Below are 25927 nucleotides of genomic sequence, written 5' to 3'. Positions count from 1 at the left end.
CTGACCGTAGTGGAGGTATGCCGATGGCTTTGCCAAGAGAACTGTCTGCTGAAGAGAAGGCTGAGTTTCGCGCCAAGGGATTTCAGCGATTTGAACTATGGCTGCCCGACTTGAGAGATCCAACGGTGCGAGAACAGGCATTGGCTGAGGCAAACAGGATGGCGTTTGCCGATGAGGAAGACGATGTCATGGAGTGGATCGATAGCCTTCAAAAGGACATGTGGGATCACGAACCCGGTGAAGGTGGTCAATGAAGCGTGGCGACGTCGTCACTGTCATACTCTCCAGCGATTTGGGCAAACCTCGCCCGGCCGTTGTTGTTCAGACAGACTCGATGACGGAGTCGCAGTTGAGAACCGTGCTCGTCTGCCCGATCACCAGCTTCAGTTCAGGGCCGAGCATTTTTCGGGTGCCGGTGGAACCCACCTCCACGAACGGGCTGAAACTGCAGTCGGAAGTCATGGTCGACAAGATCAGTCCGGCCAGCAGACAGAGGATCGGGGACGTAATCGGCACCTTCGACGACGTGACAATGCGACGCGTGGAGCGCTCCATGGCTTTGGCCCTGGGCTTCGCCGGATGAGCACACACTGAACTGAAAATACGGGGAGAGACCACATGACCACCACAGTCATCAAGAACGGCACGATCGTCACCGCCGATCTGACCTACAAGGCCGACGTCAAGATCGAGGGCGGCGTGATCGTCGAGATCGGGCCCAATCTCTCCGGCGACACCGTGCTGGATGCGACCGGCTGCTATGTCATGCCTGGCGGCATCGACCCGCATGTGCATCTCGAAATGCCCTTCATGGGCACCTATTCCGCCGACGACTTCGAAAGTGGCACGCGGGCCGGCCTTGCCGGCGGCACGACCATGGTCGTCGACTTCTGTCTGCCCGGCCCCGACCAGTCGCTGCTCGATGCGCTCACGATGTGGGACAACAAGACATCGCGCGCCACGGCTGACTATTCCTTCCACATGGCGATAACAGGCTGGAACGAACGCGTCTTCGACGAGATGAAGACGGTCGTCCAGGATCGCGGCATCAACACCTTCAAGCATTTCATGGCCTATAAAGGCGCGCTGATGGTGAATGACGACGAAATGTTCGCCTCCTTCCAGCGCTGCGCCGAACTCGGCGCGCTCCCCCTTGTGCACGCAGAAAACGGCGACGTCGTCGCCTCGATGACCGCGAAGCTCCTCGCCGAAGGCAATAACGGCCCGGAGGCCCACGCCTATTCCCGTCCGCCGGAGGTCGAGGGCGAAGCCACCAACCGCGCGATCATGCTGGCCGATATGGCGGGCGTTCCGCTCTACGTCGTGCACACCTCCTGCGAGCAGGCCCATGAAGCCATCCGTCGCGCCCGCCAGAAGGGCATGCGCGTCTATGGCGAGCCGCTGATCCAGCACCTGACGCTCGACGAAAGCGAATATTTCAACAAGGACTGGGACCACGCCGCCCGCCGCGTCATGTCGCCCCCCTTCCGCAACAAGCAGCACCAGGATTCGCTCTGGGCCGGCCTGCAGTCGGGCTCCCTTTCGGTCGTGGCCACAGACCACTGCGCCTTTACCACCGAGCAGAAACGCTTCGGCCTCGATAGCTTCGCCAAGATCCCGAACGGCACCGGCGGGCTCGAAGACCGCATGCCCATGCTCTGGACCTATGGGGTCGCGACCGGTCGCCTGACGATGAACGAATTCGTCGCGGTCACCTCGACCAACATCGCCAAGATCCTCAACATCTACCCGAAGAAGGGCGCGGTCCTCGTCGGCGCCGATGCCGACCTCGTGGTCTGGGATCCCAAGCGCTCCAAGACCATCTCCGCCAAGACCCAGCAGTCCTCGATCGACTACAATGTCTTCGAGGGCAAGCAAGTCACCGGCCTGCCGCGCTACACGCTGACGCGTGGTTATGTCGCGATCGAGGAGAGCGCGGTGAAGACCCGCGAGGGCCATGGCAAGTTTGTGAAGCGCGAGCCGTTCACGGCGGTCAACAAGGCGCTGTCGACCTGGAAGGAACTGGTTGCTCCGCGCAAGGTGGAACGCTCGGGCATTCCGGCGACGGGGGTGTGAGCGTGATGCCAGCGAAGAAGACATGGCTGCGGAGAAGTGCGCGCTTCGGCGCGGGCTACGCAGCGGCCGTGTTTGTCGGCGTCATGGGCATCTGGGCGACGCTTGAGGTCACAGATGCCGTCACCTACGGTCGACTGCCGCTCTTCGTCTTGATTTTTCCCGGCTCCATTCTTCAAGCACTTCGGTTGACGGCGGAAATCATGCCGGTCGCCTTGTTGCTGGCCGCACCCTTCACCCTGCTGGCCACCTGGGTACTTCTGCGAATGCAGTGGAACCGCTGGTGGCATTTTGCCATCGCGGGTGCCGCCTGCCCCCTCTCCGGCATCGCTCTTTTGCAACTGGCAACCTGGGGCCGTTTCTTCAATCAGAACTCGGCGTCAATGGCCCTGTCCCTGGTCCCGACAGGCATGATCTGCGCGATCATCTATTGGTGGATCGCCCTGCCACGAACAGAGAGGTTGGCGACATGAGCCCGACCTCACACCTCAACCAACCCATCCAGCTCCGGCAGCAGCACGACGCTCTCCTGCTCGTTCGGGTCGGTGCGCGCTATGATCGCCGTACAGGGCGCGTTCGACAGGTTCGCCGGCAGATGCGGCACGCCGGCCGGAATGTAGAACAGCTCGCCCGCGTGAACCACGACATGGTTTTCCAGCCGGTCGCCGTACCAGGTATGCGCCTGACCGGAGAGCATGTAGATCGCCGTTTCGTGGCTCTCGTGCAGATGCGCCTTGGCGCGCGCGCCGGGCGGCATGGTCAGCACATGCATGCAGATGCCCTTGGCACCCACGGTTTCGGCGGCGATTCCCTCAAAGTAACTCAGTCCCTGCTTGCCCTCATAGGTATGGCCGGGCTTCACGATCCGGCAGGTGGGTTTCGATGATGCATCCATGGTCTGATCCTCATCCCTTTGGCGGAAACGCCGCCAGTCCCGGCCCGCGAGAGATGCGCGGCCGCCTCATCAAAGAATGCAAGAGGCGAAAGGCCTTTGCAAGAAACCCGATTGGTCCCAGCGCATGAATGCACCCATCTCCGTCGTCTCGGCCAGGAACCTGAGCCTCACCTTCGAGACCAATGACGGCCCCGTCCACGCCCTGTCGAATGTCGATCTCGAGGTAAAGAAGGGCGATTTCGTCTCCTTCATCGGACCCTCCGGCTGCGGCAAGACCACGTTCCTCCGCGTCATCGCCGATCTCGAAAAGCACACCGCCGGCGAGATCACGGTGAACGGCATGACGCCGGAAGAAGCACGCAAAGCGCGCTCCTACGGCTATGTCTTCCAGGCCGCCGCCCTTTATCCCTGGCGCACGATCGAAAACAACATCGCGCTGCCGCTCGAAATCATGGGCTACAGCGCCGACGAAAAGAAGAAGCGCATCGAGCGCACCCTTGATCTCGTCAACCTCTCGGGCTTTGCCAAGAAATATCCCTGGCAGCTCTCCGGCGGCATGCAGCAGCGCGCCTCGATCGCGCGCGCGCTCGCCTTCGATGCCGACCTGCTGCTGATGGACGAACCCTTCGGCGCGCTCGACGAAATCGTCCGCGACCACCTGAACTCCGAGCTCCTGAAGCTCTGGGACCGCACCAACAAGACGATCTGCTTCGTCACCCATTCGATCCCCGAGGCCGTCTACCTCTCCACCAAGATCGTCGTCATGAGCCCTAGGCCCGGCCGGGTAACCGACATCATCGAGTCGACGCTACCCAAGGAACGCCCGCTCGACATCCGCGAGACGCCGGAGTTTCTCGAGATCGCGCATCGCGTGCGCGAGGGCCTGAAGGCGGGGCATTCTTATGAGGAATAGTGGTTCGTTGAGGAAGACGACCCCTCCCCAACCCCTCCCCACAAGGGGGAGGGGCTTTGGTGCCCGGGGCACCGCTATCACCCAGCCGGCAACGCATCACCGCGTTGCAAACTTCCGCATCATACCCAAAGCCGAGCGCAGAAGATGCTTGGTATCGCTTTGGCCATATGACGGTCGTCAGCGGAGAATCTCCTTCAGCACGAGGGCGGCGGGAAAGCCCCTCCCCCTTGTGGGGAGGGGTTGGGGAGGGGAAACTGCTCGCTCCATGATCGATGGAAGGCACAACCAAATGCCGCATTCCAACATCGACCCGAAGACCCGCAAACGCGCCCGCACCTTGCGCTCCGAACTGACCAAGGCGGAGCGCGAAATGTGGGACATACTCCGTGACTTCCGCCCGCGTGGTGCACGCTTCCGCAGGGAAACACCCATCGGTCCATACATTGCTGATTTCGCTTGGCTGGCAGCGCGCGTCATAGTTGAGGTCGATGGACACAGCCACGAAACGGATGAAGGGCGCCGGCACGATATCCGTCGGGACGCCTTCATGGCGTCACAGGGCTTCAAAGTGCTGCGCTTCGACAACGACTTCGTGATCGACAATCCTGATCATGTTTTTCTGACAATCGAAGCCTCCATCGCACATCTTCTGAAGAAGGCACCCACCCCATGAACCCCATCTTCCTCCTCTGGCTCGGTGCGGCCATGGCGACCTTTCTCGGTGCCGCCACCGTCTCCCGCGCCTATGTCGACAACGGCAAGCTCTGGGTGCTCTTGGCCTCGCTCGCCCTCTACTGCATCGGCAATCTGATGATGGTGAAGCTGATGCGTGAGGGTGGGCTGGGCTTGGCCATCTCCGCTTCGGCCATCGCCCAGCTGGTCCTCATCAACGTCATCGCCTTCTTCCTCTTCGGCGAAAGGCTCAGCAACATCCAGACGGCCGGCGTGGCGCTTGGTGTCGTCTCCATGGCGCTGATGCTCTTTCCGGCAAAGGGAGGCGTGTGACCATGGCCGAGCCGTCCACCTTCCGTGACCGCATCCTGCCGATCCTGACGGTGATCCTGGCGATCCTCGTCATCTGGCATGTCTTCGTCGTCTACCTGAACGCGCCCTTCGTGCGCGACCAGGCGGCCCGTGCCGGCGAGGAAATCACCTTCGCTGAGGTCGTCGAGCGTACCTTTGCGCAGGAGCGCCCTGTCCTGCCGGCCCCGCACCAGATCGTCGCCGAACTCTGGGACACCACCATCAACAAGGCCGTCACCTCCAAGCGCAGTCTGGTCTACCATGCCTGGATCACGCTTTCGGCGACGCTGGCCGGCTTTGCCATGGGCACCATACTCGGCATCGTGTTGGCCATCGCCATCGTTCACAACCGGGCGATGGACAGATCGCTGATGCCCTGGGTCATCGCCTCCCAGACGATCCCGATCCTTGCAATTGCGCCGATGATCATTGTGGTGTTGAATTCCATCGGCATCTCCGGATTGATGCCCAAGGCCCTGATTTCGACCTATCTTTCCTTCTTCCCGATTGTCGTCGGCATGGTGAAGGGCCTTCGCAGCCCCGATATCCTGCTGCTTGACCTGATGCACACCTATAACGCCAGCCAGACCCAGACCTTCTGGAAGCTGCGTTGGCCGGCCTCCATGCCCTATCTCTTCACCTCGCTGAAGGTAGCCATTGCGATCTCGCTCGTCGGTGCGATCGTCGGTGAACTGCCGACAGGAGCGGTCGCGGGCCTCGGCGCCCGCCTGCTCTCCGGCTCGTATTATGGCCAGACCATCCAGATCTGGGCCGCTCTCTTCATGGCCGCAGGGCTCGCCGCCCTGCTCGTCTCGATCGTCGGCATGGCGCACACAAGGGTACTCGCACGCATGGGGGTCAAGCCATGAACGGGTATCTCGTCTTCGCCTTTGTCTTCTGGCTCTGCACCTGGGGCCTCAACGAATGGCTGGTGCGTCTGCGCACCAAGGATCCGGCCGCCCGCCGCGCGATCGGCATTGCCGTCCCGCTGATCTTTGGCGTGACGCTGCTCGTCATCTGGGAATGCCTCGTGCGCGGCTTCGAGATCCCCTCGATCCTGCTCCCCGCCCCCTCGATGATCTGGGCGCGAATCCTCACCTCCACCCATATCCTCTGGGCGGATTTCCAGCAGACCTTCCTGAAATCGGTCATCACCGGCTACGTCGCCGGCTGCAGCCTCGGCTTCATCGCCGCAATCCTGATCGATCGCTCGCCCTTCCTGCAGAAGGGCCTGCTGCCGATCGGCAACTTCGTCTCGGCGCTCCCGGTCGTCGGCATCGCCCCGATCATGGTGATGTGGTTCGGCTTCGACTGGCAGTCGAAAGTCGCGGTCGTCGTCATCATGACCTTCTTCCCGATGCTGGTGAACACGGTCCAGGGTTTGGCGTCTGCGAGCCATATGGAACGCGACCTGATGCACACCTATGCCGCCTCCTGGTGGCAGACGCTGGTGCGCCTGCGGCTTCCCGCCGCCTGGCCTTTCATCTTCAATGCGCTGAAGATCAATTCCACCCTCGCGCTGATCGGTGCGATCGTGGCAGAATTCTTCGGCACCCCGATTGTCGGCATGGGCTTCCGGATCTCGACCGAGGTCGGACGCTCGAATGTCGACATGGTCTGGGCCGAGATTGCGGTTGCCGCACTCGCCGGCTCGGTCTTCTACGGATTGGTGGCACTGGCAGAACGCCGGGTCACCTTCTGGCATCCGTCCGTCCGTGGTGGCCGGACGTAAGTGGGACTAACAAGAAAAGAGGGAACTGAAATGACTGTCAAACTCGCATCCCTGCTGCTGTCAGCTGCGGTCTCGCTGACCGCCCTGCAGGCCGCCGCCGCCGACAAGGTGACCCTCCAGCTGAAATGGGTAACCCAGGCCCAGTTCGCCGGCTATTACGTCGCGAAAGACAAGGGCTTCTACGAAGAAGAAGGCCTCGACGTCGAAATCAAGCCGGGCGGCCCTGACATTGCACCGCCGCAGGTTCTGGCCGGTGGCGGCGCTGACGTGATCGTCGACTGGATGCCGTCAGCCCTCGCAACCCGCGAAAAGGGCGTTCCGCTCGTCAACATCGCCCAGCCCTTCAAGTCCTCGGGCATGATGCTGACCTGTCTGAAAGAAACCGGCATCACCAAGCCGGAAGATTTCAAGGGCAAGACGCTCGGCGTCTGGTTCTTCGGCAACGAATATCCGTTCCTGTCCTGGATGAGCACGCTCGGCATCAAGACCGACGGTTCGGAAGGCGGCGTGACCGTTCTCAAGCAGGGCTTCAACGTCGACCCGCTGCTGCAGAAGCAGGCCGCCTGCATCTCGACCATGACCTACAACGAATACTGGCAGGTCATCGATGCCGGCATCAAGGCGGAAGACCTGGTCACCTTCAAGTATGAAGACGAAGGCGTCGCCACGCTCGAAGACGGTCTCTATGTGCTCGAAGACAAGCTGAAGGACCCGGCCTTCAAGGAAAAGATGGTCAAGTTCGTCCGCGCCTCGATGAAGGGCTGGAAATATGCCGAGGAGAACTCCGACGAAGCAGCCGAGATCGTCCTCGAAAACGACGCTTCGGGTGCCCAGACCGAACAGCACCAGAAGCGCATGATGAGCGAAGTCGCCAAGCTGACGGCCGGCTCGAACGGCGCGCTCGACAAGGCCGATTACGATCGTACCGTGAAGACGCTGCTCGGCGGCGGCTCGGATCCGGTGATCTCCAAGGAGCCGACGGGGGCTTACACGACCGAGATCACCGACGCGGCCCTGAAATAGTCTTGGCGGACCACAGCAAGTAACGGGCACGGGGAGTGATCCCCGTGCTCGAATATTTTGTAGGCAACGCTGATCAACTTGGCATCGCTGAATTGCATTTCGGCAACACCACAGTCCAATATTGAACATTCTTCTCGCCGAACCTGAAATCACGGCCAGCGCCTCTTGCAAGCATTTGGCCGATCGCCCACCTCTGGCAGGATGTTGGGGTACCGGTGCCGCCCACGCGGCGCTACGGTGGGATTTGTTATTGCGCCTTGGATGTGAGCCGGAGACGGCGCCCATGCGTAATATGAACGGACTTGCGATCTATTTTTGGGGAAGGGACCCATGCTTATAAACACGAGCCCCAGGGCCATCATGCTGGCCTCCATGCTGACGCTGATGGCCTCGGTCGCCTTCGCTGAGGAAAAGCCCGCAGACGCGGCAACGGCCCCTGCTCTGCCCTCGATCGTCGTCACCCAGGCCAAGAGCCGCGATCTGGTCGACCGGATCGTCGCCACCGGCACGATCAAGGCGGTCGAGGATGTCTACATCCAGCCGCAGGTCGAAGGTCTTCAGATCAAGTCCCTGGAAGCCGATGTCGGCGACACGGTGGCCGCCGGTCAGGTTGTCGCCCGCCTCAACGATGACACGCTGAAGCTGGAACGCAGCCAACAGGCGGCAAACCTTGCCAAGGCTGAGGCCTCTCTGGCCCAGTCCCGCGCTCAGGTGCTCGAAGCCGAAGCCAATCTCAAGGAAGCCCAGCGCCAGTTCGACCGGGCCTCGCGTCTCGTCACCAGCGGTTCCGCCTCGGCTTCGCAACGCGAACAGGCCGAAACCTCGCTCGCCAGCGCCCAGACCCGTGTCGAGAGCGCCAAGCAGGCAATTGCGGTGGCCCAAGCGGACATCAAGGTGATCGAGACGCAGATCTCGGATATCGACCTGCGCCTCGCCCGCACGGAGATCAAGTCGCCTGTCGCCGGCATCATTTCGGTTCGCAACGCCCGCATCGGCGCCATCGCCTCTGGCAGCGCCTCGCCGCTGTTCACCGTCATTCGCGATGGCCAGATCGAACTGGTGGCGGACGTGACGGAAAGTGATATACTGCGGTTGAAGAAAAACCAGGAAGCCGTCATTACGGTTGCAGGCACCAAGACCCCGATCACCGGCTCGATCCGGCTGGTCTCGCCGGTGGTTGACGCCCTGACCCGCATGGGTTCGGTGCATATTGCCATCGACGACGACATGGCCGCACGCGCCGGCATGTATGGAAATGCCGCGATCACCATTGGCAAGGCCGATGATATCGCGCTGCCCCTCTCGGCCATCACCAGCGAGCGTAACGTGACCACGGTACGCCTCGTCACGGACGGTGTGGTCAAGATGCAGACGGTCAAGACAGGCATCCAGGACGGTCCCTACATCGAGGTGACCGAAGGACTGAAGGAGGGTGACCTGGTTGTCGCCAAGGCGGGCGTCTTCGTCCGTGAAGGTGACCGGATCAATCCCGTAGAAGACACCAGCAGCGTATCCAACTGAGGAACGACGTCGCCATGAACTTCTCTGCATGGTCCATCCGAAACCCGATCGCGCCGATCCTGGCGTTTTTCCTGTTGGTCGTGGTCGGGATTCAGTCCTTCAACGCGCTGCCGATCACCCGGTTCCCGAACATCGACGTGCCCTTGGTCGCGGTCACCGTCGGCCAGAGCGGCGCCTCCCCGGCCGAGCTTGAAAGCCAGGTGACCAAGGAGGTCGAGGACGCGGTCGCCTCGATCACCGGCGTCGATGAAATCAATTCGAACGTGACCGATGGCCAGTCGCAGACCATCATCATGTTCCGCATGGAAGTTCCGACCGAACAGGCCGTGCAGGACGTCAAGGACGCCATCGACCGCATTCGCGGCGACCTGCCGGCTTCGGTCGACGAGCCGATCGTCACCAAGATCGACGTCGAAGGTCAGGCGATCCAGAGCTTTGCCGTTTCCTCGCCGGACATGAATCTCGCTGAACTCTCGTGGTTTGTCGATGACACGATCAAGCGTGCTTTGCAGGGCCAGCCCGGCATCGGCCGGGTCGACCGTTACGGCGGCTCAGACCGTGAAGTCCGCGTCGAACTCGATCCCAACCGCCTGGATGCCCTCGGCATCACCGCCGCTGACGTATCCAGCCAGTTAAGGGGAACCAATGTCGACCTCGGCTCCGGTCGTGGCCAGGTTGCCGGCGCCGAGCAGTCGATCCGCACGCTCGGCGACAACAGGGACGTGACGAGCCTCGCCGGCACGACGATTGCGCTTCCGGGCGATCGCTTCGTCAAGCTCTCGGACCTCGGAACCGTCAAGGACACCTATCAGGAGCCCAAATCCTTTGCACGGCACGACGGCAAACCCGTCGTGTCCTTCGCGGTGTTCCGCGCCAAAGGCGCCAGCGAAGTGACGGTCGCAGAAACGGTCGCTGAAAGTCTCGCTCAGGTGCGCGCCGAGAACCCGGACGTCCAGATCGAAATGATCGACGATTCGGTCTATTTCACCTACGGCAACTACGAAGCGGCCATGCACACGCTGATCGAAGGCGCCATCCTCGCCGTCATCGTCGTGCTGCTCTTCCTGCGCAACTGGCGCGCCACACTGATTTCAGCCATCGCACTGCCGCTGTCGGCCATCCCGACCTTCTGGGTCATGGACATGATGGGCTTCTCGCTCAATCTGGTCAGCTTCCTGGCGCTCACGCTGGCGACCGGTATTCTCGTCGATGATGCGATCGTCGAGGTGGAAAACATCGCCCGCCACATCAAGATGGGTAAGACGCCCTATCGCGCGGCGATCGAGGCGGCCGATGAAATCGGTCTCGCCGTCATCGCGACCACCTTCACCATTATCGCCGTCTTCGTGCCTGTCTCCTTCATGCCGGGCATTCCGGGCCAGTACTTCATCCAGTTCGGCCTGACGGTTGCCTTCTCCGTCTTCTTCTCGCTGCTGGTTGCCCGCCTCATCACGCCGATGATGGCGGCCTATCTGATGCGCGCCGAAGACGCGATGGACGACCATCACGACAACGACAGCGTGCCGCTGAAGCTCTATACCCGTCTCGTGCGCTTCACCACGCGCCGCTGGTATTCGCGCCTGGGCACCCTCGTTGCGGCCATCGCCTTCCTCATCGGCTCGCTGATGCTGCTCGCGCAGGTTCCCGGCAGCTTCCTGCCGCCGGAAGACGCAGGCCGCATCACCCTGTCCGTCGAACTGCCGCCGAACGCGACGCTCGACGAGACCGAACGCAAGACCGAAGAAATCTATGCGGCGGTCAAGGATGTGTCGGACGTCTCCAGCATCTTCATCCTCGGCGGCGCCTCGCCGAGGGGCGATCTCGAGCTGCGCCGCGCCAGCGTCACCATGAATCTCGACCGCATCGACCACTCGCTGCTCAAGACCCTCGTCAACAAGGGTCTCGGCGGACTTCCGGTGATCGGCCCGTATCTACCCAAGATCGAGGAACACGGCCGCACGCGTCCGCAATGGGACATCGAGGAAGAGGTTTTCGAAAAGCTCGCCTCCATCGCCGACATTCGCGTACTGAAGCTGAACGACCGCGGCGAGCGCGATATCTCCTTCAACTTCCTTTCGAAGAACGAGGACGAACTGAACGCGGCCATCGCCATTCTCGAAGCGAAGCTGCGGACGGTCCCGGAACTGTCGAATGTCAGCTCGGAAGGTGCGCTTCCGCGCCCGGAACTGCAGATCCGCCCCCGCGCGGATGAGGCGGCCCGCCTCGGCATCACCGCCCAGCAGATCTCGCAGACCATCCGCGTTGCCACCATTGGTGACGTGGACGCCGCCCTGCCGAAGATCTCGCTCGATGATCGCCAGATTCCGATCCGCGTCCAGGCTTCGCTTGATCTGAGAACCAACCTGGCCGCCTTGCGCGCGCTCAAGGTTCGCACGGCATCGGGAGCGACCGTGCCGCTATCGAGCGTTGCCGACATCGACTATTCGGAAGGTGTGTCCTCGATCAAGCGCAACGACCGCAACCGTGTGGTCACCATCGGTGCGGGCCTGCCCCAGGGCATTGCCCTCGACACCGCCACCAAGGCCTTCCGCGACACGGTGAAGAGCGCGGACATTCCGGCGAGCGTCCGGCTTGCCGAAAGCGGTGACGCCAAGATCCAGGCCGAGATGCAGCAGAGCTTCGTCAATGCGATGATCCTCGGCCTCTTGCTGGTGCTGACGGTGCTGATCCTGCTTTTCAAGAACGTGATCCAGCCCTTCACCATCCTGTTCTCACTGCCGCTTGCCATCGGCGGCGTGGCGGTCGGCCTGATCGTCACCAACAATGCGCTGTCCATGCCGGTCCTGATCGGCATCCTGATGCTGATGGGCATCGTGACGAAAAACGCCATCCTGCTGGTCGACTTCGCGATCGAAATGCGCAATCAGGGCATGCACCGCCTGGAAGCGATGGTGGAAGCGGGACGCAAGCGCGCCCGGCCGATCATCATGACCTCGATCGCCATGTCGGCCGGCATGCTGCCCTCGGCGCTCGGTGTGGGTGAAGGCGGCTCGTTCCGCTCGCCGATGGCGATCGCCGTGATCGGCGGCATCATCGTCTCCACGGCACTCAGCCTCGTCGTGGTTCCGGCCTTCTTCCTGATCCTCGACGATCTCTCGCGTCTGCTCGCCTGGCTCTTCGGACGCTTCGTCGGCAAGAAGGAAGTCGAAGAGAAGGTTCTTTCCGCCGAAGACCTGTCACATCTGACCCGTCGCAACTTCGACAGCCTGCAGGCGGTGGAGAAGCGCCTCGCCGCTGTCGAACGCAGCAAGACCGATATCCGCAAGGGTGACGGCAACGGCAATGTCATCAACCTGCCTCCCCTCGCCGCCGAGTAGCGGCGAGGAGACCGGGCGGGCCTGATCGGCCAAATTCGGACCTTTATCGAGATAAAGGAAATCCCGCTTGCCTGTTTGGATCTGAATCGGCAATGGTTATCGCATAAGTTGCTATGCATAACCGATTCAACCAATTCAGGATCTTCTAATGAAGAAACTCATTGCTACAGCCGCCGTCGTGCTGATGGCCACCACCGCATCTGCAGCCGATGCGGTCTCCTCCGTCCCGCAAGCCCCTGTCGCCGCAGAAGTCAGCCCGAGCGGTTTCGATTGGACCGGCGGCTACGCCGGTATCCAGACGGGCTATGCTTGGCTTGACGGCACCTTCGATGCCGGAGCGGCGGCGGGGGGTGCCGCGCCACTGCAAGGTGACCTCGATGGAGGCACCCTCGGGTTCTTTGCCGGCTACAACAAGCAGTTCACCAACAATCTCGTGCTCGGCCTCGATGCCAATGTGGACTACAATTGGAATGATACGACGATGTTGTCGGTGTTCGGCGATGTCGACGGCAAAGCCGAATGGCAGGGTTCCGTTCGCGGCCGCGTCGGCTATGCCGCCGATCGCGCTTTGATCTATGTGGCGGCAGGTTACGTGGCCACGCGGGCTGAGGCCGACAACGCAATCCTCGGAAGCGCATCGGAGACCTTTCACGGCTATACCGTTGGCGCCGGCGTGGATTACGCCATCACCGACCGGATCTTTGGCCGCCTCGACTATCGCTACAACGACTTCGGCAGCAAGGATCTCGATTTTAGCGGTACGGCGGTGAAATCGGATCTCAGCCAGCACAGCATCAAGCTGGGCGTCGGCGTCAAGTTCTGACGCAATCGCAGAAATTGGCAGACTTCGGGGGCGCTCCGGCAACGGCGCGCCTCTTCTTGTCTGCGCCCTCAGGTTCCTGCGGATATTCTCATGCAACCGGCTGGCGGGTTGATCGAAATCAAACATGACAGGTGCAACCGGCACTATGCTGCAAGGGCTGGAAAGGGGCGACGCGCCCGATATCCTGCGGGTTTGCGGCACCACCGGGGGTGGCGGCGCGGGTTTGCGGATGCGGGCACCGGAAGCGCGAAGATGGCTCGCGCAGGTGATTTGTCGGTCCATGGCATGGCGATGAACGGGGAGCCGGGGAAACCGTGAACAAGATCTTGAGACTGAACACGCGAGACAAGAACACGCTTTTGCGGACATCCTTCCTCTCACAGCTCGGGCCATCCGCGATGGCGGCCATGCTGGAGATTGCGACCGTCGCCAACTACGAATCGCGCGACGTGCTCTTCCGCGAAGGCGACCACGCAGAGTTCTTCTACTGCGTGCTTGGCGGTTATGTCCGCCTCTACCGGCTGAACAAGGACGGCCGGGAAGCCGACATCCGCATCTGCGGCCCCGGCGACACCTTTGCCGAATGCCTGCTGGCGATGGGCGACAACTATCTCTACAACGCACAAGCCGCAGAGACCGTGACGCTCGCACGCTTCGACCTGCAAAAGGTACGCGCCCTTGCCGAACAGGAAAAGGACGTGGCGAAAACCATCATGCGCTGCCTGTCCGACCACCTGCGCGCCACGATGGACTGCATTGCCAATGACCGCCTGCAGACAGCGCCACAGCGCGTGGCCCACTACCTGCTGACAGCCTGCAACACCGATGGCGGCCCGGCCTCGATCCGCCTGCCCTTTCAGAAGAGCCTGCTGGCCGGCAAGCTGGGTCTGGCACCCGAAGCCCTGTCGCGCGCCTTCTCGACGCTGCGTCGCGCCGGTGTCACCGTGCGTGGCCGCACCATCCAGATCAACGACGTGACGGCCCTCAAACAGATCTGAGAGCTGAAAGACATAGGAGATACGGCGTGGCTTACAGCCCGCCGCTCTCCTGCAGGAAGGCGACGATGCGTTCGACGCCAGCCCCCCGCTTCAGATCGGTAAAGACGAAGGGGCCTCCGGCCCGCATCCGCCCGGCATCACGCTCCATCACCTCGAGATCGACGCCGACATGCGGCGCGAGATCCGTCTTGTTGATGACAAGCAGATCCGAGCGTGTGATCCCCGGCCCGCCCTTGCGCGGGATTTCCTCGCCCTGGCAGACCGAAATCACATAGAGCGTGATGTCAGCGAGATCGGGCGAGAAGGTCGCCGCCAGATTGTCTCCCCCCGATTCGATGAAGACGAGGTCGAGGTCGGGGATGCGGGCGTTGAGATCGGCGATGGCCCTCAGATTGATCGAGGCATCCTCCCGGATCGCCGTATGCGGACACCCGCCCGTCTCGACGCCCACCACGCGATCGGAACTGAGCGCCTGCATGCGGATCAGCGCATCGGCATCCTCGCGCGTGTAGATGTCGTTGGTGACGACGGCGACGGAATACTGATCACGCATCGCCTTGCACAGCTTCTCCGTCAGTGCCGTCTTGCCGGACCCGACAGGTCCGCCGATACCCACACGGAGCGGACCATTCTTTGACTTGATCATGTTCATGCTGCGACCTTGCGAAAACTAGGATTGGAAAAGCCGGGAATACTGCGTCTCGTGGCGCATGCTGAGGGTTTCGGCCGCAATGGCTGCCGAGCCGAGATCGTCCAGCCCCAGCCGCTCCAGGCTCGGCACCGCCAGAAGGATCCGCTCCTCGAACGCCGCGATCAGGCCGACGCCATGGCTCTGACCGATCACGCCGAGACGGATGGCAACGGAGACGAGCATCGACACCTGTGCATGCAGGAAGGCCACAAGCGCATCGCCCACCGGCACGCCGTGCGCCGCAGCGATGGCGCCAACGGCAATGCTGTAGGCAACCGGCCCGGATAACATGTCCAGCACCGGATGCGGCCAGCCGGCCGCCGCCGTCACGAAGGCTTCGCCCTGCCGGGTGATTTCCGCATGGCGCTCTGCCGAGCCCGCCAGCGCCACGGCCAGTTCCACGAGTTCGGCAAGATCGCCCTCTTCCCTCTGCCGCCGATGGGCGTCGACAAAGAGGATGGCATCATTGCGCAGGCCGCCGTGATCGAGCAGCAGGCCGATCCAGGATCCAAGGCTGCTGGCATCGCGCACATGCCTGTCGACGATGGCACTTTCCAGCCCGCCGGAATAGGCAAACCCGCCGACAGGAAAGGCCGGCGACAGCCACGCCATCAGCCGCAGAATCGCGCGCTGGTCGCCAAGACGGCCTGAAGCGACGGCATCAGCCATGGCCACCGGCGCCATGTCCATGGTTGCCATGCGCATGATAGGCACCCCGCACCGGCTGAAAGGGTTCGACGACTTCGCTCACCTCGGCACCAAGCCCGGTCAGCATGTCTCTGATAACGTGGTCGCGCAGGATGAGGATCCGGTCCGTCTCGATCTGGGCCGCCAGATGCCGGTTGCCGAGATGCCAGGCAAGTTCGATCAGATGCAGACCATCGCGCGCCGTGATCTCGAACAGCCGCTCTTCGGCGGCACGGATTTCGATCGTGGTGCCGTCTTCGAGAACGAGCCTGTCCCCATGGGCAAACAGCACCGGCTCCTTGAGGTCGAGCATGACCATGGCGCCATCATCGAGATGCAACAGCTTGCGGCGAAGGTGGCGCGCATCATGCGACAGAACGACGATGCCCTCGGGGGCCTCGGCGACGGTTCCGGCGGGTTTGTAGCTTGTCGCGCGCTGCATGAAATCTCCGAATGTCTGTTTTTTGAACCATGCACAAACGGAAGGCAGCGAGCAAGATTGAAGTTCAGCCCTTGGCTCCGACGCCGTTGAAATTCACCGCTGGATCAGCGGCATAGTCGGCCGCGCTTTCCTCTGCCATGCTGAGGGCCTGCTCGTGCATGACCCGGTTGCGTCCATGGGACTTGGCCAGGTAGAGCGCCTTGTCGGCCTGCGCATAGACCCATTCCGGTCGCCGGTCCGGCAGAAATTCAGCCACGCCGGCGGACATGGTGACGGAAAGCTCGATGCCGTCGCAGACGAACCCCCTCCCCGCAACGAGGCTGCGCGCCCGCTCGACCAGCGCCAGCCGTTGCGCAGGCTCGCTGCCATTCAGGATCACGCCAAATTCCTCGCCCCCCAGCCGCGCGACCAGATGGCGCTCGCCGAACACCTGCCGGAAGATGGCCGAGATCTCCTGGATGACGAGGTCGCCGGCATTGTGGCCGAATCGGTCGTTGATCGACTTGAAACGATCGATGTCGATGATGGCGAGAGAGGCTTCGCCATCCACCCGGGCAAAGGCATCGTTGAAGGCACGTCGATTGGCGAGCCCGGACAGCGTATCGGTCCGACTGAGCCGTTCGAATTCCGCCCGCGATTGCGTCAGGTCACGAATGACGAGGCCGGCGACGAAGGCGAAAGCTCCGGAGAACGCGCCGCCGAAAAGCCAGGAAAAGGCGACGGTGATCTTCACCGCCTCGTCGATCGGCATGGTCAGGAACCCGAAGCCATAGAGCACAGGCAAGGTGGCGAGGCTGATAGCGCTGGCAAGAATGACGGCGCGACAGCTCACCGACAGCGCAAAACCCAGAATCGCCTTCTGGTTGTCGAACGTACCCAGATCGATCTGCCGCCACAGCCACGTCCTGATGATATCCACCAGATGCTCCTTCATGAGATTTGTATGGATTAGGGAGCAATCCTTCCCCAATCTCTAATTAAGTCTTTCAAAATTGAATGACCTGTAAAATGAAAGAACAACAACCCAAAACGACCACCAACACAACCATGGAATGCGAAAAATAGCGAGACACCCCGTCCACATCTGCGCTTGGACAAGTTTCGCCGTGAATTTCTAGGGGAACAGATCAGGCCTATCCACGCACATCCGCGTTGGCGCCATGATTCGGTTTGGTCAGGTGTTTCAGGACTGCAACTTTGCCGGCGATTCGATTCGCGCGAGCGACCAGTCGAGCAGTTGCGGCAGCGGCGTCCACCAGCCCGTCGTGAGCCCGCCTTGACGCAGCATTGCCGCAGTCCAGGTATTGCAGCCAATCAAAGCGTTGAAGTGGCCGTTCGCCTCGAAGAAGACGTCGTCCAGGCCATAGGCCGCACCCTCGATCACGATCGGCGCGCCGCCTTGCCGCTGAAAGCTGTCGCGGATCGAAGCGATCATCCGACGTCGCCCTTCGGCGGAGATGGTGAGTGGCCGGACCGCCGGGTGATGAAGGTCGATCGGTCCCGCGACCTGCACATGCAGTACCGACCGGTCGATTGTCAGCGCCCGCAGCACCGGCAGCGGCTTCAGATCGCCCCAGGTCGGCGTCTCCAAATAGAAGGACCGCCCACCCCAGCCGAACACCAGATAGTCGGCACCCGGCATGCCGATCGGCAGTCCGGACGGCATGAGATCGGCGAAAGCCGCTCGCACTTCGTCGTCGAGCGGAAGCGCGATATCGGTATGGATCGGATTGGAAAGCAACAGGATTTCGCGGGTCTCTGTCGATGCGGCAAGCGACGGTGCCACAAGCGGACGTGGGACGAAGGTCCCAAGGCCAAGCGCGAAAAGGACGAGCAGCAAACCCGCAGAGAGCACGCGCAAAACCCTTCGCATCAACGCACCTCAGGCTTCGTGGCTTTCGACAACATTTTTAACAGACGGTCTTTCACACAAGCCAAGTCAGTGATGCCCTGGGATATGGTCGGCAAATCCGGCTTCAACCAAAAGAAAAACGAAAGTTGACTGGATCACTCAATCGGCAAGATGTTCGATACGCTGGACCTTTTCCGTCAAACGATCGATCCTCAGCCCCATCTCGGCGACACCGGTCGCATCCGTACTCTGGTCGCGCCGAAGTCCGGCAAGGCCGATCTCAATCCGGGCAAACCGATGCCCGTGGTCCATCAGTGTGTCACGCAGGTCGCGAATTTCCGTGCGGATGGCCCGCAAATGCTCCAGCACCAGATTGTTCACGTCTTCAGCCATGGTGCCCACCCATCGGTCCACATCGACAGTCTACACCAAAGCGAAAATTCGACAATCCGGCGCCCCCAGCCCGATCAGAACAGGAAATACCGCTGCGCCATCGGCAGCTTGGTCGCCGGTTCGCAGGTCAGGAGTTCCCCGTCAGCCCGCACTTCATAGGTTTCCGGATCGACCTCGATATGCGGCGTCAGATCATTGTGGATCATCGCCTTCTTCGAGATGCCGCCACGCGTGTTCTTGACCGCAACCATCTGCTTGGCGGTGCCGAGCCGGTTGGCAAGCCCACCGTCGAGCGCTGCCTGGCTGACGAAAGTGACGGACGTGTTGGTCCGCGCCTTGCCGAAGGAGCCGAACATCGGCCGGTAATGCACCGGCTGCGGCGTCGGGATCGAGGCGTTCGGGTCCCCCATCGGGGCTGCTGCAATCATGCCGCCGAGCAGCACCATGTCGGGCTTCACGCCGAAGAAGGCCGGGTTCCAGATCACGAGGTCGGCGCGCTTGCCGATCTCGACCGAGCCGATCTCGTGGGACAGACCATGGGCAATCGCCGGGTTGATCGTATACTTGGCGATGTAGCGCTTGACGCGGAAATTGTCGTTCTCGCCGGTTTCCTGGGCCAAGCGCCCGCGCTGGCGCTTCATCTTGTCGGCCGTCTGCCAGGTGCGGATCGCAACTTCGCCGACGCGGCCCATGGCCTGGCTGTCGGACGAGATGATCGAGAAGGCACCGATATCGTGCAGGATGTCTTCGGCCGCGATCGTTTCCTTGCGGATGCGGCTTTCGGCAAAGGCGATGTCCTCGGGGATCGACGAGGACAGGTGATGGCAGACCATCAGCATGTCCAGATGCTCGGCAATCGTGTTGACCGTGTAGGGCCGGGTCGGATTGGTGGACGACGGAATGACGTTCAGCTGGCCGCAGATCTTGATGATATCAGGCGCATGCCCGCCACCCGCCCCTTCCGTGTGGAAGGCATGGATGGTGCGGCCCTTGATGGCCCCGATCGTATCCTCGACGAAACCCGATTCGTTCAGCGTGTCGGTGTGGATCATCACCTGAACGTCATACTGGTCGGCGACCGACAGGCAGCAGTCTATGGCGGCAGGCGTCGTGCCCCAGTCCTCATGCAGCTTGAGCGACGTGGCACCCGCCAGCACCATTTCCTCAAGTGCGCCCGGAAGCGAGGCATTGCCCTTGCCGGCAAAGGCGAGGTTCATCGGGAAGGCATCCGCCGCCTCGATCATGCGTGCCAGGTGCCAGGGACCGGGCGTGCAGGTGGTGGCAAGCGTGCCATGCGCCGGCCCAGTGCCGCCGCCGAGCATGCAGGTGAGGCCAGACATCAGCGCCTCCTCGATCTGCTGCGGGCAGATGAAGTGGATATGCGCGTCCATGCCGCCGGCCGTCACGATCTTGCCTTCGCCGGCAATCGCTTCCGTGCCAGGGCCGACGATGATGTTGACATCCGGCTGGGTGTCCGGGTTCCCGGCCTTGCCGATCGCGACGATGCGTCCGTCCTTCAGCCCGATATCGGCCTTCACGATGCCCCAGTGGTCGACGATCAGCGCATTGGTAATCACGGTATCGACCGCACCATTCGCCCGCGTCACCTGACTCTGGCCCATGCCGTCGCGGATGACCTTGCCGCCGCCGAACTTCACCTCTTCGCCATAGGTGGTGAAGTCCTTCTCCACCTCGATGAACAGCTCCGTATCTGCAAGACGCACCTTGTCGCCCGTGGTCGGACCGAACATCGAGGCATAGGCGGCGCGGGACATCTTGAAGGACATGGGTCTCAGGCTCCTTGGGAGAGGGCGTGTGTGAAGAGGGGTTGCAGCCGCATCACGCGGCCGCTGGCGATATGCTTGTCTGTCAACCGGCGTTCGGCGGCGAAAGGATGCCCGCCCCAGCCGGCATGGCCGAAACCGGCCAGGATGACCGTGTCGTCGGCATAGGCGGGATCGGAGAGGATCGCATGCACCACCACCATGCCGCTCGACGGTACGACGTAAGGTTCCGCGTCGAGCGCCATCAGTTCGGCATCGAGCGCGTCATGTGCGGCGCGCGTGATGATCCGATGCTGCTTGCCGTTGGCTGCCGCGAAGGTCGCGAAACCATCGGTATAGTCGTCGCAGAAATCGTCGAGTTCGGGATGGGTGATCGCGAGCTGAGGCTTGAGTTCGGCAAACTTGCCGGGATCACGCACCGACCAGATCTCTGCAGTGCTACTCACGGCCTCGCTGTTGCGCCAGGCCGGATCGGCCAGCATGGCAGCCCCCGGGCGGCCCGTATTGCACACCGCGATCACATCGGTCTTGCGGCCCGCGGCGCCGAAATTCCGGCTGCCGTTGAAACGGATGACGAGATCGCCGGAGTCGATCAGGACATCCACTCCATCATCCACCGGTCCATTGCCGACGATCATGATCTGTCGTGCCCGAGCCATGGTCTCACACCTCAATAGAGCCCGACCAATGACTTCAGCTCTTCCGTGCGGCGTTTCGTCAGTTCCGCAAGGCACGAAGAGATCATCAACGGCTGCATGGAACCACCTTCAACCGAGTAACCTTCGACATCGCAGGCGGCATCGCGATAGGCGAGCCAGGCACGCTGCGAAGCCAGAAGCCGCTTGGCTGCCCCATTGTCGTCCGAAGGCGGCGTCGCCTTGTCCCATGCCAGCATGGCGGCGCGCGTCTCGGCCCATTGGGCATTCATCGCGGCATCGGCTTTTCGATAGTCCTCGGCCGCACACTGGTTCATGTCGGCCTGGGTCTGGGCATTGTTGCAATCGACGTCCCGCACGTCCTCACCCGAGGCCGGCGCGTCTTGCAACAATACGCAGCCACACAGCATCAGGATCACGCCCCAGTTCATCGCACGCACCATGACCATCCCCTCCAGCCAGCCATGTCAGAGGCCGCCCATGACCTGCTGGCGGAACCCATAGACCTCCCGCTTGCCCGACAGCGGGATCAGCGTCACCTGCCGCGTCTGGCCGGGCTCGAAACGCACGGCCGTGCCAGCGGGAATATCGAGCCGCATGCCTCGCGCCTGTTCGCGCTCGAAGATCAGCCCGGCGTTGGTCTCGAAGAAGTGGTAGTGGCTGCCGACCTGCACCGGCCGGTCGCCGCTGTTCGACACCTCCAGCGTCACCGTCGGATGGCCGGCATTGAGTTCGATTTCGCCTGCGGCTGCAATGATTTCACCGGGGATCATGAATCGCTCCTTCAGCGGGTTCAAGCGGCGCGCGAAGGCTGGCAGCCCTCGGCGTTGAGAATGCGTTTGGTTGACGCCGGATTGTTGGCAAGCTTGGCGGCTGGACGGATCGGCCGGCGCACCAGTTCACCGCCGCAATTCGGGCAGATGCCGGCAAGCGTGGTCTCCGTGCACTCGGCGCAATAGGTGCATTCGAAGCTGCAGATCATCGCCAGGCTCTCCGGCGGCAGGTCCTTGTCGCAGCATTCACAGTTCGGACGAAGTTCCAGCGCCATGAGCGTGTTCCTCAGCGGATGGGTTCGTGCACGGTCACAAGCTTCGTCCCGTCCGGGAACGTCGCCTCCACCTGCACGTCATGGATCATCTCGGCGATGCCTTCCATCACCTGGTCGCGGGTGATGACATGGGCGCCCGCCTCCATCAGGTCGGCAACGCTGCGGCCATCGCGCGCGCCTTCAACGACGAAATCGGAAATGAGCGCGATCGCTTCCGGATAGTTGAGCTTGACGCCCCGCTCCAGCCGGCGCCGCGCGACGATGGCGGCCATGGCGATCAGCAGTTTGTCCTTTTCCCGCGGCGTCAGGTTCATGCGTGCTCCAATCAGGTGTCGTCAGAGAGTCCAGACTTTTGGCACAGACGCGCCCCCGCGCAAGGCCGAAATGATCGGGATGAGGATTTTTCGCAAGGCAAAACCATCAGGCGCCGAAACGCGGGCAACAAGCTTGCCTTGCCAATAACTTACCCCGCCCATTTCTTCACCAATCAGCCCACGAATTGGGCTGACGAGGCCTTCGGCACGCGGACTGACATGGATGAGCGTGGCAAAGGCGACCCGGCCTGCCAGCACGCCCGGATGGGCGGTCAGGCCCGCAACATCGCCCTCGAGCTTCAGGTCTTCGGCATGCAGCAGCTTGCCCTCGCGGCGGATCCGCCAGCGGTCGCGCACGAGACCTGCAGTCATCGCCTCGCCCATGGCCTTGCGGCCGAGCAGGATCGCCTCGACGGCGAGGAATTCGGCGTCCGCGGCGAGATCGACCTCGAGCCTTCGGGTGAGCGAGGCATTGTCGAAGAGGATGCTTTCCTGCGGCAGCCAGTGAAACTTGGCGCCTGCCCCGACATCGATGTGAGTGGTGATTTGCCCCGTGCCGGCCGAGGCCTTGTAGATCTTTTCGCAAGCCTGTGTCGTCGCGGTGACGAAACAGCCGGGGCCGGCGCGGAAATGCCAGTCGAATTCATCACCGCCGGTAATGCCGCCGGCGGTGTTGATCGTCACCGCCTCCAACTCGTCGGTGAAGCTTTCGGGCAGCCGGATCTTCGCCGCCCCCTCCTGATAAAGCTCGGCGATGCGTGTGCGACCGCCGAGCGACTTGGTTACAAGTCGCCCGATACCACGGGCACGCTGTTGTCGTGTGTGCTTGATTGTTTGCACGTTTTCCCCTGCCCGCCATTCTCGATCGAGGCGGTTGTCTGGCCATCGGCGCAGGAGGCCCCGACAGCATTTCCGGCCATCATCTCTCCGCCGGATGTGCGGAAGAAGTCCCACATTCTGTCGGTCGCATCAACCTCGCGGATCGTCTTGTCGCCGGCCGATGCCAACTGGAACAGAACTGTGCGCGCCGGCCAGGCATGGTCGGCATTGGCGATCACATAGGACATGACGCTGGTGCCGGCCCGGCAGCCTAGATAACGCGAGACGTCGGCCGACGTCCCGGTCTCGGTCTGCGGCCGCGTCGTGCAGCCGTTGAGCTCCGCCCAGCGGTTGAGCGCCACTTCGCCGCCATAACGCCAATAGGCCTTGCCGCCGCCATCGAACGGATTGACGTGATCCTTCATGCCAGAAAAGGCAATAATCGAGACCGGCCGGCTCGGCTGGCAGCTCGCGCGCCGCGGTCGCCACACGCCGTTTTCCTCGACCGGCGTTCCCGCGCGAAGCCCCATGACGAAACCGGCAGCGGCGAAATCACCGTAGCCGTTGCAGATATATTGCGACAGCATGCGCCCGCCACCCGAATAGCCGGACGCGTAAATCTTCGTGGCATCGATGCAGAGCGTCTCCTTGGCGAGCTTCACCGCATCGCGGATGGCAAGCGATTCATCCGCGCCCTCACCCGCCGTGACACCGGGCACGTTCCAGGCATGGGTGTTCGGCAACTCGCCCTTCAGGCTGCCGGCCAGCGCCATCACGACAAAACCTTCGCGCTCGGCGACCTCGTCCCAGTGGCTGCGCTTCAGCTGCACCGTGGGATTGCTGTTCGAGCCGTGGAAGTCGAGGACCAGCGGGACCTTCTTCTTGCCCGAATAGTTCGACGGAATGACATAGACCGCTTCGCGCGTCACACCGCCGGACTGGAAGGTCAGGCTGTGCTGTCCGGGCTGGACCGCCATGCCGCAGCTGGCGGCTCCGGCACCAACCGCCGAGAAGCCGAAGAGAAAAAGCCCCGCGACCGCACGAGCCACTATGCTCGCCCGAGCGCGGTGAAGAACCGTGCTGGATGTCATGGATGTGCCTTCTGTTTGCAGATGCGCGTTCAATACCACGCGTGTCTCCAGCATCAACCCGACTTCGCTAATAAATCATCAACCCTGTCTTGCAAAATCATACGGTCAGGTGGCGCCGCGCCTCCGGCGTATCCAGCGTCTCGGCCGCCCCCTGATGCACGATCTCGCCACGATCCATGATGTAGACGTGATCGGCCAGCTCCCGGCAGAAATCGAGATATTGCTCGACGAGCAGGATCGCCATGCCGGTCGTGTCGCGTAAGTAACGGATCGCCCGGCCGATATCCTTGATTATCGACGGCTGAATGCCTTCGGTCGGCTCGTCAAGCACCAGGATTTTTGGCCGCGTCACCATGGCCCGGCCGATCGCCAGCTGCTGCTGTTGGCCGCCCGAGAGGTCGCCGCCCCGCCGCGACAGCATCGTGTCCAAGACCGGAAAGAGGCTGAAGATATCATCCGGAATGAACCGGTCCTTGCGCTCCAGCGGCGCATAGCCGGTTTCCAGGTTCTCCTTGACCGTCAGCAGCGGAAAGATCTCGCGCCCCTGCGGCACATAACCGACCCCCGTCCGCGCCCGGTTGAACGGCGCCATGCCGTTGAGCTTGGTGCCATTGAAGGTGATCGTGCCGGCCGACACCGCATGTTGGCCGGTGATGGCACGGAGCAGCGACGACTTGCCGACGCCGTTGCGGCCAAGCACACAGGTGATTTTGCCCATCTCGGCATTGATCGAGACCCCGCGCAGGGCCTGCGCTGCGCCGTAGTGCAGATTGACGTTTTCGACTGTCAGCATGATGCGGGCTCCCAAATGACTTCACAGGGGGCGACACCCCCCTCTGCCCTGCCGGGCATCTCCCCCTCAAGGGGGGAGATCGGAAGACGGCTAGTGCCGTAGACCGAACGAACCGCCGAATGAGTTTCAAATTTTCGAGTGCCCCAACCGCGAGATATCGGGACATGAGCGACCGGCCGCATATCGATCTCCCCCCTTGAGGGGGAGATGGCCGGCAGGCCAGAGGGGGGTACCCAAACGGCAACGTCAGACATCATCCCATCACCGCCCCAGATAATTCTCGATGACCTTCTGGTCATTCGAGACGAAATCGATCGCCCCCTCGGCCAGCACCGAACCTTCCGCCAGACACGTCACTTTCACCCCGAGGTCGCGGATGAAACCCATGTCGTGTTCGACGACGACAACGGAGCGGGTCTTGGCGATTTCCTTCAAGAGGATCGCCGTCTCCGCCGTTTCCGCATCGGTCATACCGGCCACCGGCTCGTCGACGAGCAGAAGCTTCGGTTCCTGGGCGAGCAGCATGCCGATCTCCAGCCACTGCTTCTGGCCATGGGAGAGATTGGCGGCCAGTTCGTCCTTGCGGTGGGTCAGGCGCACGGTCTCGAGGATCTCCTCGATACGCGCCTTGTCCCCGGCCGTCAGGCTGTAGAACAGCGTGGCAAAGACGCCGCGCTTGCGGTTCAGCGCCAGTTCCAGATTGTCCCAGACGGTGTGGCTTTCGAACACCGTCGGCTTCTGGAATTTTCTGCCGATGCCCAGCTGGGCGATTTCGGCTTCGTCCCTCTTCGTCAGGTCAATCTTACCGCCGTCGAAGAAGACGTCGCCGCTGTCGGGCCGGGTCTTGCCGGTGATGATGTCCATCATGGTCGTCTTGCCGGCGCCGTTGGGGCCGATGATCGCACGAAGCTCACCGGGCTCTACGATGAAGGACAGGGAATTCAGCGCCTTGAAGCCGTCGAAGGAGACGGACACGCCGTTGAGATAGAGAAGGCTGGACGTGGTCTTGTCGCTCATC

At 62.2% G+C, this 25927-nt stretch carries 31 protein-coding genes; 14 read left to right on the top strand and 17 right to left on the bottom strand.

The features are described 5' to 3' along the window. Window positions 1-23 precede the first annotated feature (23 nt). The 4 genes from DMY87_RS13220 to DMY87_RS13205 are packed head-to-tail and all read left to right on the top strand — an operon-like array spanning window position 24 to window position 2546. Complete coding sequence (locus tag DMY87_RS13220; RefSeq protein ID WP_165826225.1) at window positions 24-254, top strand: antitoxin MazE-like protein; 231 nt, start codon at window positions 24-26, stop codon at window positions 252-254. Then, complete coding sequence (locus DMY87_RS13215) at window positions 251-583, top strand: type II toxin-antitoxin system PemK/MazF family toxin (protein ID WP_110791928.1); 333 nt, start codon at window positions 251-253, stop codon at window positions 581-583. Before DMY87_RS13220 ends, DMY87_RS13215 begins: the two co-directional genes overlap by 4 nt. A gap of 35 nt (window positions 584-618) precedes the next feature. After that, complete coding sequence (gene hydA, locus DMY87_RS13210) at window positions 619-2076, top strand: dihydropyrimidinase (protein ID WP_110791926.1); 1458 nt, start codon at window positions 619-621, stop codon at window positions 2074-2076. Between the two features lie 5 nt (window positions 2077-2081). Then, window positions 2082-2546 carry a hypothetical protein gene (locus DMY87_RS13205; RefSeq protein WP_110791925.1) on the top strand — a complete coding sequence of 155 codons (465 nt, stop codon included), beginning with the start codon at window positions 2082-2084 and terminating at the stop codon, window positions 2544-2546. Between the two features lie 8 nt (window positions 2547-2554). Here the strand turns inward: DMY87_RS13205 and DMY87_RS13200 are convergent, their stop codons facing one another. Then, window positions 2555-2968 (bottom strand): cupin domain-containing protein, encoded by a 414-nt coding sequence (locus tag DMY87_RS13200; protein ID WP_110791923.1) that lies wholly within the window; start codon window positions 2966-2968, stop codon window positions 2555-2557. 124 nt (window positions 2969-3092) lie between these two features. Here DMY87_RS13200 and DMY87_RS13195 point away from each other — a divergent pair, with 124 nt between their 5' ends. The 10 genes from DMY87_RS13195 to DMY87_RS13150 all read left to right on the top strand — a co-directional run bounded on the left by DMY87_RS13195 (window position 3093) and on the right by DMY87_RS13150 (window position 14339). After that, window positions 3093-3881: an ABC transporter ATP-binding protein gene (locus DMY87_RS13195; protein WP_110792207.1), complete on the top strand. Its 789-nt coding sequence runs from the start codon at window positions 3093-3095 to the stop codon at window positions 3879-3881. A gap of 289 nt (window positions 3882-4170) precedes the next feature. Next, window positions 4171-4554, top strand: coding sequence for an endonuclease domain-containing protein (locus DMY87_RS13190; RefSeq protein ID WP_110792205.1), 384 nt, complete (start codon window positions 4171-4173; stop codon window positions 4552-4554). Then, window positions 4551-4886 carry a hypothetical protein gene (locus tag DMY87_RS13185; protein WP_110791922.1) on the top strand — a complete coding sequence of 112 codons (336 nt, stop codon included), beginning with the start codon at window positions 4551-4553 and terminating at the stop codon, window positions 4884-4886. The genes DMY87_RS13190 and DMY87_RS13185 overlap by 4 nt, the downstream gene beginning before the upstream one ends. A gap of 2 nt (window positions 4887-4888) precedes the next feature. Further along, a complete protein-coding gene (locus DMY87_RS13180; RefSeq protein ID WP_110791920.1) occupies window positions 4889-5773 on the top strand; it encodes an ABC transporter permease in 885 nt (294 codons plus the stop codon). Next, window positions 5770-6636: an ABC transporter permease gene (locus DMY87_RS13175; protein WP_110791918.1), complete on the top strand. Its 867-nt coding sequence runs from the start codon at window positions 5770-5772 to the stop codon at window positions 6634-6636. Before DMY87_RS13180 ends, DMY87_RS13175 begins: the two co-directional genes overlap by 4 nt. 30 nt (window positions 6637-6666) lie before the next feature. Beyond that, on the top strand, window positions 6667-7659 hold the full coding sequence (locus DMY87_RS13170) for an ABC transporter substrate-binding protein (protein WP_110791917.1): 993 nt from the start codon (window positions 6667-6669) through the stop codon (window positions 7657-7659). Between the two features lie 330 nt (window positions 7660-7989). Next, window positions 7990-9180, top strand: coding sequence for an efflux RND transporter periplasmic adaptor subunit (locus tag DMY87_RS13165; protein WP_110791915.1), 1191 nt, complete (start codon window positions 7990-7992; stop codon window positions 9178-9180). A gap of 14 nt (window positions 9181-9194) precedes the next feature. Then, window positions 9195-12518: an efflux RND transporter permease subunit gene (locus tag DMY87_RS13160; protein WP_110791914.1), complete on the top strand. Its 3324-nt coding sequence runs from the start codon at window positions 9195-9197 to the stop codon at window positions 12516-12518. A 148-nt stretch (window positions 12519-12666) separates the two neighbouring features. Then, window positions 12667-13341, top strand: a complete 675-nt coding sequence (locus DMY87_RS13155) for an outer membrane protein (protein WP_110791913.1) — start codon at window positions 12667-12669, stop codon at window positions 13339-13341. A 314-nt stretch (window positions 13342-13655) separates the two neighbouring features. Next, window positions 13656-14339, top strand: coding sequence for a Crp/Fnr family transcriptional regulator (locus tag DMY87_RS13150; RefSeq protein ID WP_110791912.1), 684 nt, complete (start codon window positions 13656-13658; stop codon window positions 14337-14339). Window positions 14340-14370: 31 nt separating this feature from the next. Here DMY87_RS13150 and ureG read toward each other — a convergent pair whose 3' ends face one another. The 16 genes from ureG to urtD all read right to left on the bottom strand — a co-directional run bounded on the left by ureG (window position 14371) and on the right by urtD (window position 25926). Next, window positions 14371-14982: an urease accessory protein UreG gene (gene ureG, locus DMY87_RS13145; RefSeq protein ID WP_110792202.1), complete on the bottom strand. Its 612-nt coding sequence runs from the start codon at window positions 14980-14982 to the stop codon at window positions 14371-14373. A 27-nt stretch (window positions 14983-15009) separates the two neighbouring features. Next, on the bottom strand, window positions 15010-15699 hold the full coding sequence (locus DMY87_RS13140) for an urease accessory protein UreF (protein ID WP_110792200.1): 690 nt from the start codon (window positions 15697-15699) through the stop codon (window positions 15010-15012). Further along, window positions 15692-16159 (bottom strand): urease accessory protein UreE, encoded by a 468-nt coding sequence (gene ureE / locus DMY87_RS13135; RefSeq protein ID WP_110791910.1) that lies wholly within the window; start codon window positions 16157-16159, stop codon window positions 15692-15694. The genes DMY87_RS13140 and ureE overlap by 8 nt, the downstream gene beginning before the upstream one ends. Before the next feature lie 64 nt (window positions 16160-16223). Beyond that, complete coding sequence (locus DMY87_RS13130) at window positions 16224-17078, bottom strand: GGDEF domain-containing protein (RefSeq protein WP_110792198.1); 855 nt, start codon at window positions 17076-17078, stop codon at window positions 16224-16226. Window positions 17079-17342: 264 nt separating this feature from the next. Further along, window positions 17343-18032, bottom strand: coding sequence for a TIGR02117 family protein (locus tag DMY87_RS13125; protein WP_110791908.1), 690 nt, complete (start codon window positions 18030-18032; stop codon window positions 17343-17345). A 138-nt stretch (window positions 18033-18170) separates the two neighbouring features. Further along, window positions 18171-18404, bottom strand: coding sequence for a hypothetical protein (locus tag DMY87_RS13120; protein ID WP_110791906.1), 234 nt, complete (start codon window positions 18402-18404; stop codon window positions 18171-18173). A gap of 74 nt (window positions 18405-18478) precedes the next feature. After that, a complete protein-coding gene (ureC, locus tag DMY87_RS13115; RefSeq protein WP_110791905.1) occupies window positions 18479-20191 on the bottom strand; it encodes an urease subunit alpha in 1713 nt (570 codons plus the stop codon). A 5-nt stretch (window positions 20192-20196) separates the two neighbouring features. Continuing rightward, entirely contained in the window at window positions 20197-20847 is a 651-nt protein-coding gene (locus DMY87_RS13110; protein WP_110791903.1) for a Urease operon accessory protein, read from the bottom strand. A gap of 11 nt (window positions 20848-20858) precedes the next feature. Continuing rightward, on the bottom strand, window positions 20859-21287 hold the full coding sequence (locus tag DMY87_RS13105; RefSeq protein ID WP_110792195.1) for a lysozyme inhibitor LprI family protein: 429 nt from the start codon (window positions 21285-21287) through the stop codon (window positions 20859-20861). A 24-nt stretch (window positions 21288-21311) separates the two neighbouring features. Next, a complete protein-coding gene (locus DMY87_RS13100; protein WP_110791901.1) occupies window positions 21312-21617 on the bottom strand; it encodes an urease subunit beta in 306 nt (101 codons plus the stop codon). 20 nt (window positions 21618-21637) lie between these two features. Continuing rightward, window positions 21638-21892, bottom strand: coding sequence for a DUF1272 domain-containing protein (locus tag DMY87_RS13095; RefSeq protein ID WP_110791900.1), 255 nt, complete (start codon window positions 21890-21892; stop codon window positions 21638-21640). Between the two features lie 11 nt (window positions 21893-21903). Next, the gene (locus DMY87_RS13090; protein WP_062279689.1) at window positions 21904-22206 is read right to left on the bottom strand and encodes an urease subunit gamma; all 303 of its coding nucleotides are present in this window, start codon (window positions 22204-22206) and stop codon (window positions 21904-21906) included. Between the two features lie 21 nt (window positions 22207-22227). Next, window positions 22228-23046 (bottom strand): urease accessory protein UreD, encoded by an 819-nt coding sequence (locus DMY87_RS13085; RefSeq protein WP_110791898.1) that lies wholly within the window; start codon window positions 23044-23046, stop codon window positions 22228-22230. Further along, window positions 22989-24116 (bottom strand): CE1 family esterase, encoded by a 1128-nt coding sequence (locus DMY87_RS13080; RefSeq protein WP_110792193.1) that lies wholly within the window; start codon window positions 24114-24116, stop codon window positions 22989-22991. The genes DMY87_RS13085 and DMY87_RS13080 overlap by 58 nt, the downstream gene beginning before the upstream one ends. A gap of 97 nt (window positions 24117-24213) precedes the next feature. Continuing rightward, a complete protein-coding gene (gene urtE / locus DMY87_RS13075) occupies window positions 24214-24909 on the bottom strand; it encodes an urea ABC transporter ATP-binding subunit UrtE (protein WP_110791896.1) in 696 nt (231 codons plus the stop codon). 261 nt (window positions 24910-25170) lie between these two features. Further along, window positions 25171-25926, bottom strand: a complete 756-nt coding sequence (gene urtD / locus DMY87_RS13065) for an urea ABC transporter ATP-binding protein UrtD (protein ID WP_110791894.1) — start codon at window positions 25924-25926, stop codon at window positions 25171-25173. Between the last annotated feature and the right edge of the window lies 1 nt (window position 25927).

The sequence above is a fragment of the Peteryoungia wuzhouensis genome (assembly GCF_003205195.1).
GTDB classification, from domain to species: domain Bacteria; phylum Pseudomonadota; class Alphaproteobacteria; order Rhizobiales; family Rhizobiaceae; genus Allorhizobium; species Allorhizobium wuzhouense.
This window is presented reverse-complemented; position numbering and strand designations above follow the sequence as displayed.

Coding starts and splice junctions, on each gene's coding strand:
- DMY87_RS13220 (WP_165826225.1), top strand. CDS start 24: ATGGCTTTGCCAAGAGAACTGTCTGCTGAAGAGAAGGCTGAGTTTCGC.
- DMY87_RS13215 (WP_110791928.1), top strand. CDS start 251: ATGAAGCGTGGCGACGTCGTCACTGTCATACTCTCCAGCGATTTGGGC.
- hydA (WP_110791926.1), top strand. CDS start 619: ATGACCACCACAGTCATCAAGAACGGCACGATCGTCACCGCCGATCTG.
- DMY87_RS13205 (WP_110791925.1), top strand. CDS start 2,082: ATGCCAGCGAAGAAGACATGGCTGCGGAGAAGTGCGCGCTTCGGCGCG.
- DMY87_RS13200 (WP_110791923.1), bottom strand. CDS start 2,968: ATGGATGCATCATCGAAACCCACCTGCCGGATCGTGAAGCCCGGCCAT.
- DMY87_RS13195 (WP_110792207.1), top strand. CDS start 3,093: ATGAATGCACCCATCTCCGTCGTCTCGGCCAGGAACCTGAGCCTCACC.
- DMY87_RS13190 (WP_110792205.1), top strand. CDS start 4,171: ATGCCGCATTCCAACATCGACCCGAAGACCCGCAAACGCGCCCGCACC.
- DMY87_RS13185 (WP_110791922.1), top strand. CDS start 4,551: ATGAACCCCATCTTCCTCCTCTGGCTCGGTGCGGCCATGGCGACCTTT.
- DMY87_RS13180 (WP_110791920.1), top strand. CDS start 4,889: ATGGCCGAGCCGTCCACCTTCCGTGACCGCATCCTGCCGATCCTGACG.
- DMY87_RS13175 (WP_110791918.1), top strand. CDS start 5,770: ATGAACGGGTATCTCGTCTTCGCCTTTGTCTTCTGGCTCTGCACCTGG.
- DMY87_RS13170 (WP_110791917.1), top strand. CDS start 6,667: ATGACTGTCAAACTCGCATCCCTGCTGCTGTCAGCTGCGGTCTCGCTG.
- DMY87_RS13165 (WP_110791915.1), top strand. CDS start 7,990: ATGCTTATAAACACGAGCCCCAGGGCCATCATGCTGGCCTCCATGCTG.
- DMY87_RS13160 (WP_110791914.1), top strand. CDS start 9,195: ATGAACTTCTCTGCATGGTCCATCCGAAACCCGATCGCGCCGATCCTG.
- DMY87_RS13155 (WP_110791913.1), top strand. CDS start 12,667: ATGAAGAAACTCATTGCTACAGCCGCCGTCGTGCTGATGGCCACCACC.
- DMY87_RS13140 (WP_110792200.1), bottom strand. CDS start 15,699: ATGGCTGATGCCGTCGCTTCAGGCCGTCTTGGCGACCAGCGCGCGATT.
- ureE (WP_110791910.1), bottom strand. CDS start 16,159: ATGCAGCGCGCGACAAGCTACAAACCCGCCGGAACCGTCGCCGAGGCC.
- DMY87_RS13125 (WP_110791908.1), bottom strand. CDS start 18,032: ATGCGAAGGGTTTTGCGCGTGCTCTCTGCGGGTTTGCTGCTCGTCCTT.
- DMY87_RS13120 (WP_110791906.1), bottom strand. CDS start 18,404: ATGGCTGAAGACGTGAACAATCTGGTGCTGGAGCATTTGCGGGCCATC.
- ureC (WP_110791905.1), bottom strand. CDS start 20,191: ATGTCCTTCAAGATGTCCCGCGCCGCCTATGCCTCGATGTTCGGTCCG.
- DMY87_RS13110 (WP_110791903.1), bottom strand. CDS start 20,847: ATGGCTCGGGCACGACAGATCATGATCGTCGGCAATGGACCGGTGGAT.
- DMY87_RS13105 (WP_110792195.1), bottom strand. CDS start 21,287: ATGGTGCGTGCGATGAACTGGGGCGTGATCCTGATGCTGTGTGGCTGC.
- DMY87_RS13100 (WP_110791901.1), bottom strand. CDS start 21,617: ATGATCCCCGGTGAAATCATTGCAGCCGCAGGCGAAATCGAACTCAAT.
- DMY87_RS13095 (WP_110791900.1), bottom strand. CDS start 21,892: ATGGCGCTGGAACTTCGTCCGAACTGTGAATGCTGCGACAAGGACCTG.
- DMY87_RS13090 (WP_062279689.1), bottom strand. CDS start 22,206: ATGAACCTGACGCCGCGGGAAAAGGACAAACTGCTGATCGCCATGGCC.
- DMY87_RS13080 (WP_110792193.1), bottom strand. CDS start 24,116: ATGACATCCAGCACGGTTCTTCACCGCGCTCGGGCGAGCATAGTGGCT.
- urtE (WP_110791896.1), bottom strand. CDS start 24,909: ATGCTGACAGTCGAAAACGTCAATCTGCACTACGGCGCAGCGCAGGCC.
- urtD (WP_110791894.1), bottom strand. CDS start 25,926: ATGAGCGACAAGACCACGTCCAGCCTTCTCTATCTCAACGGCGTGTCC.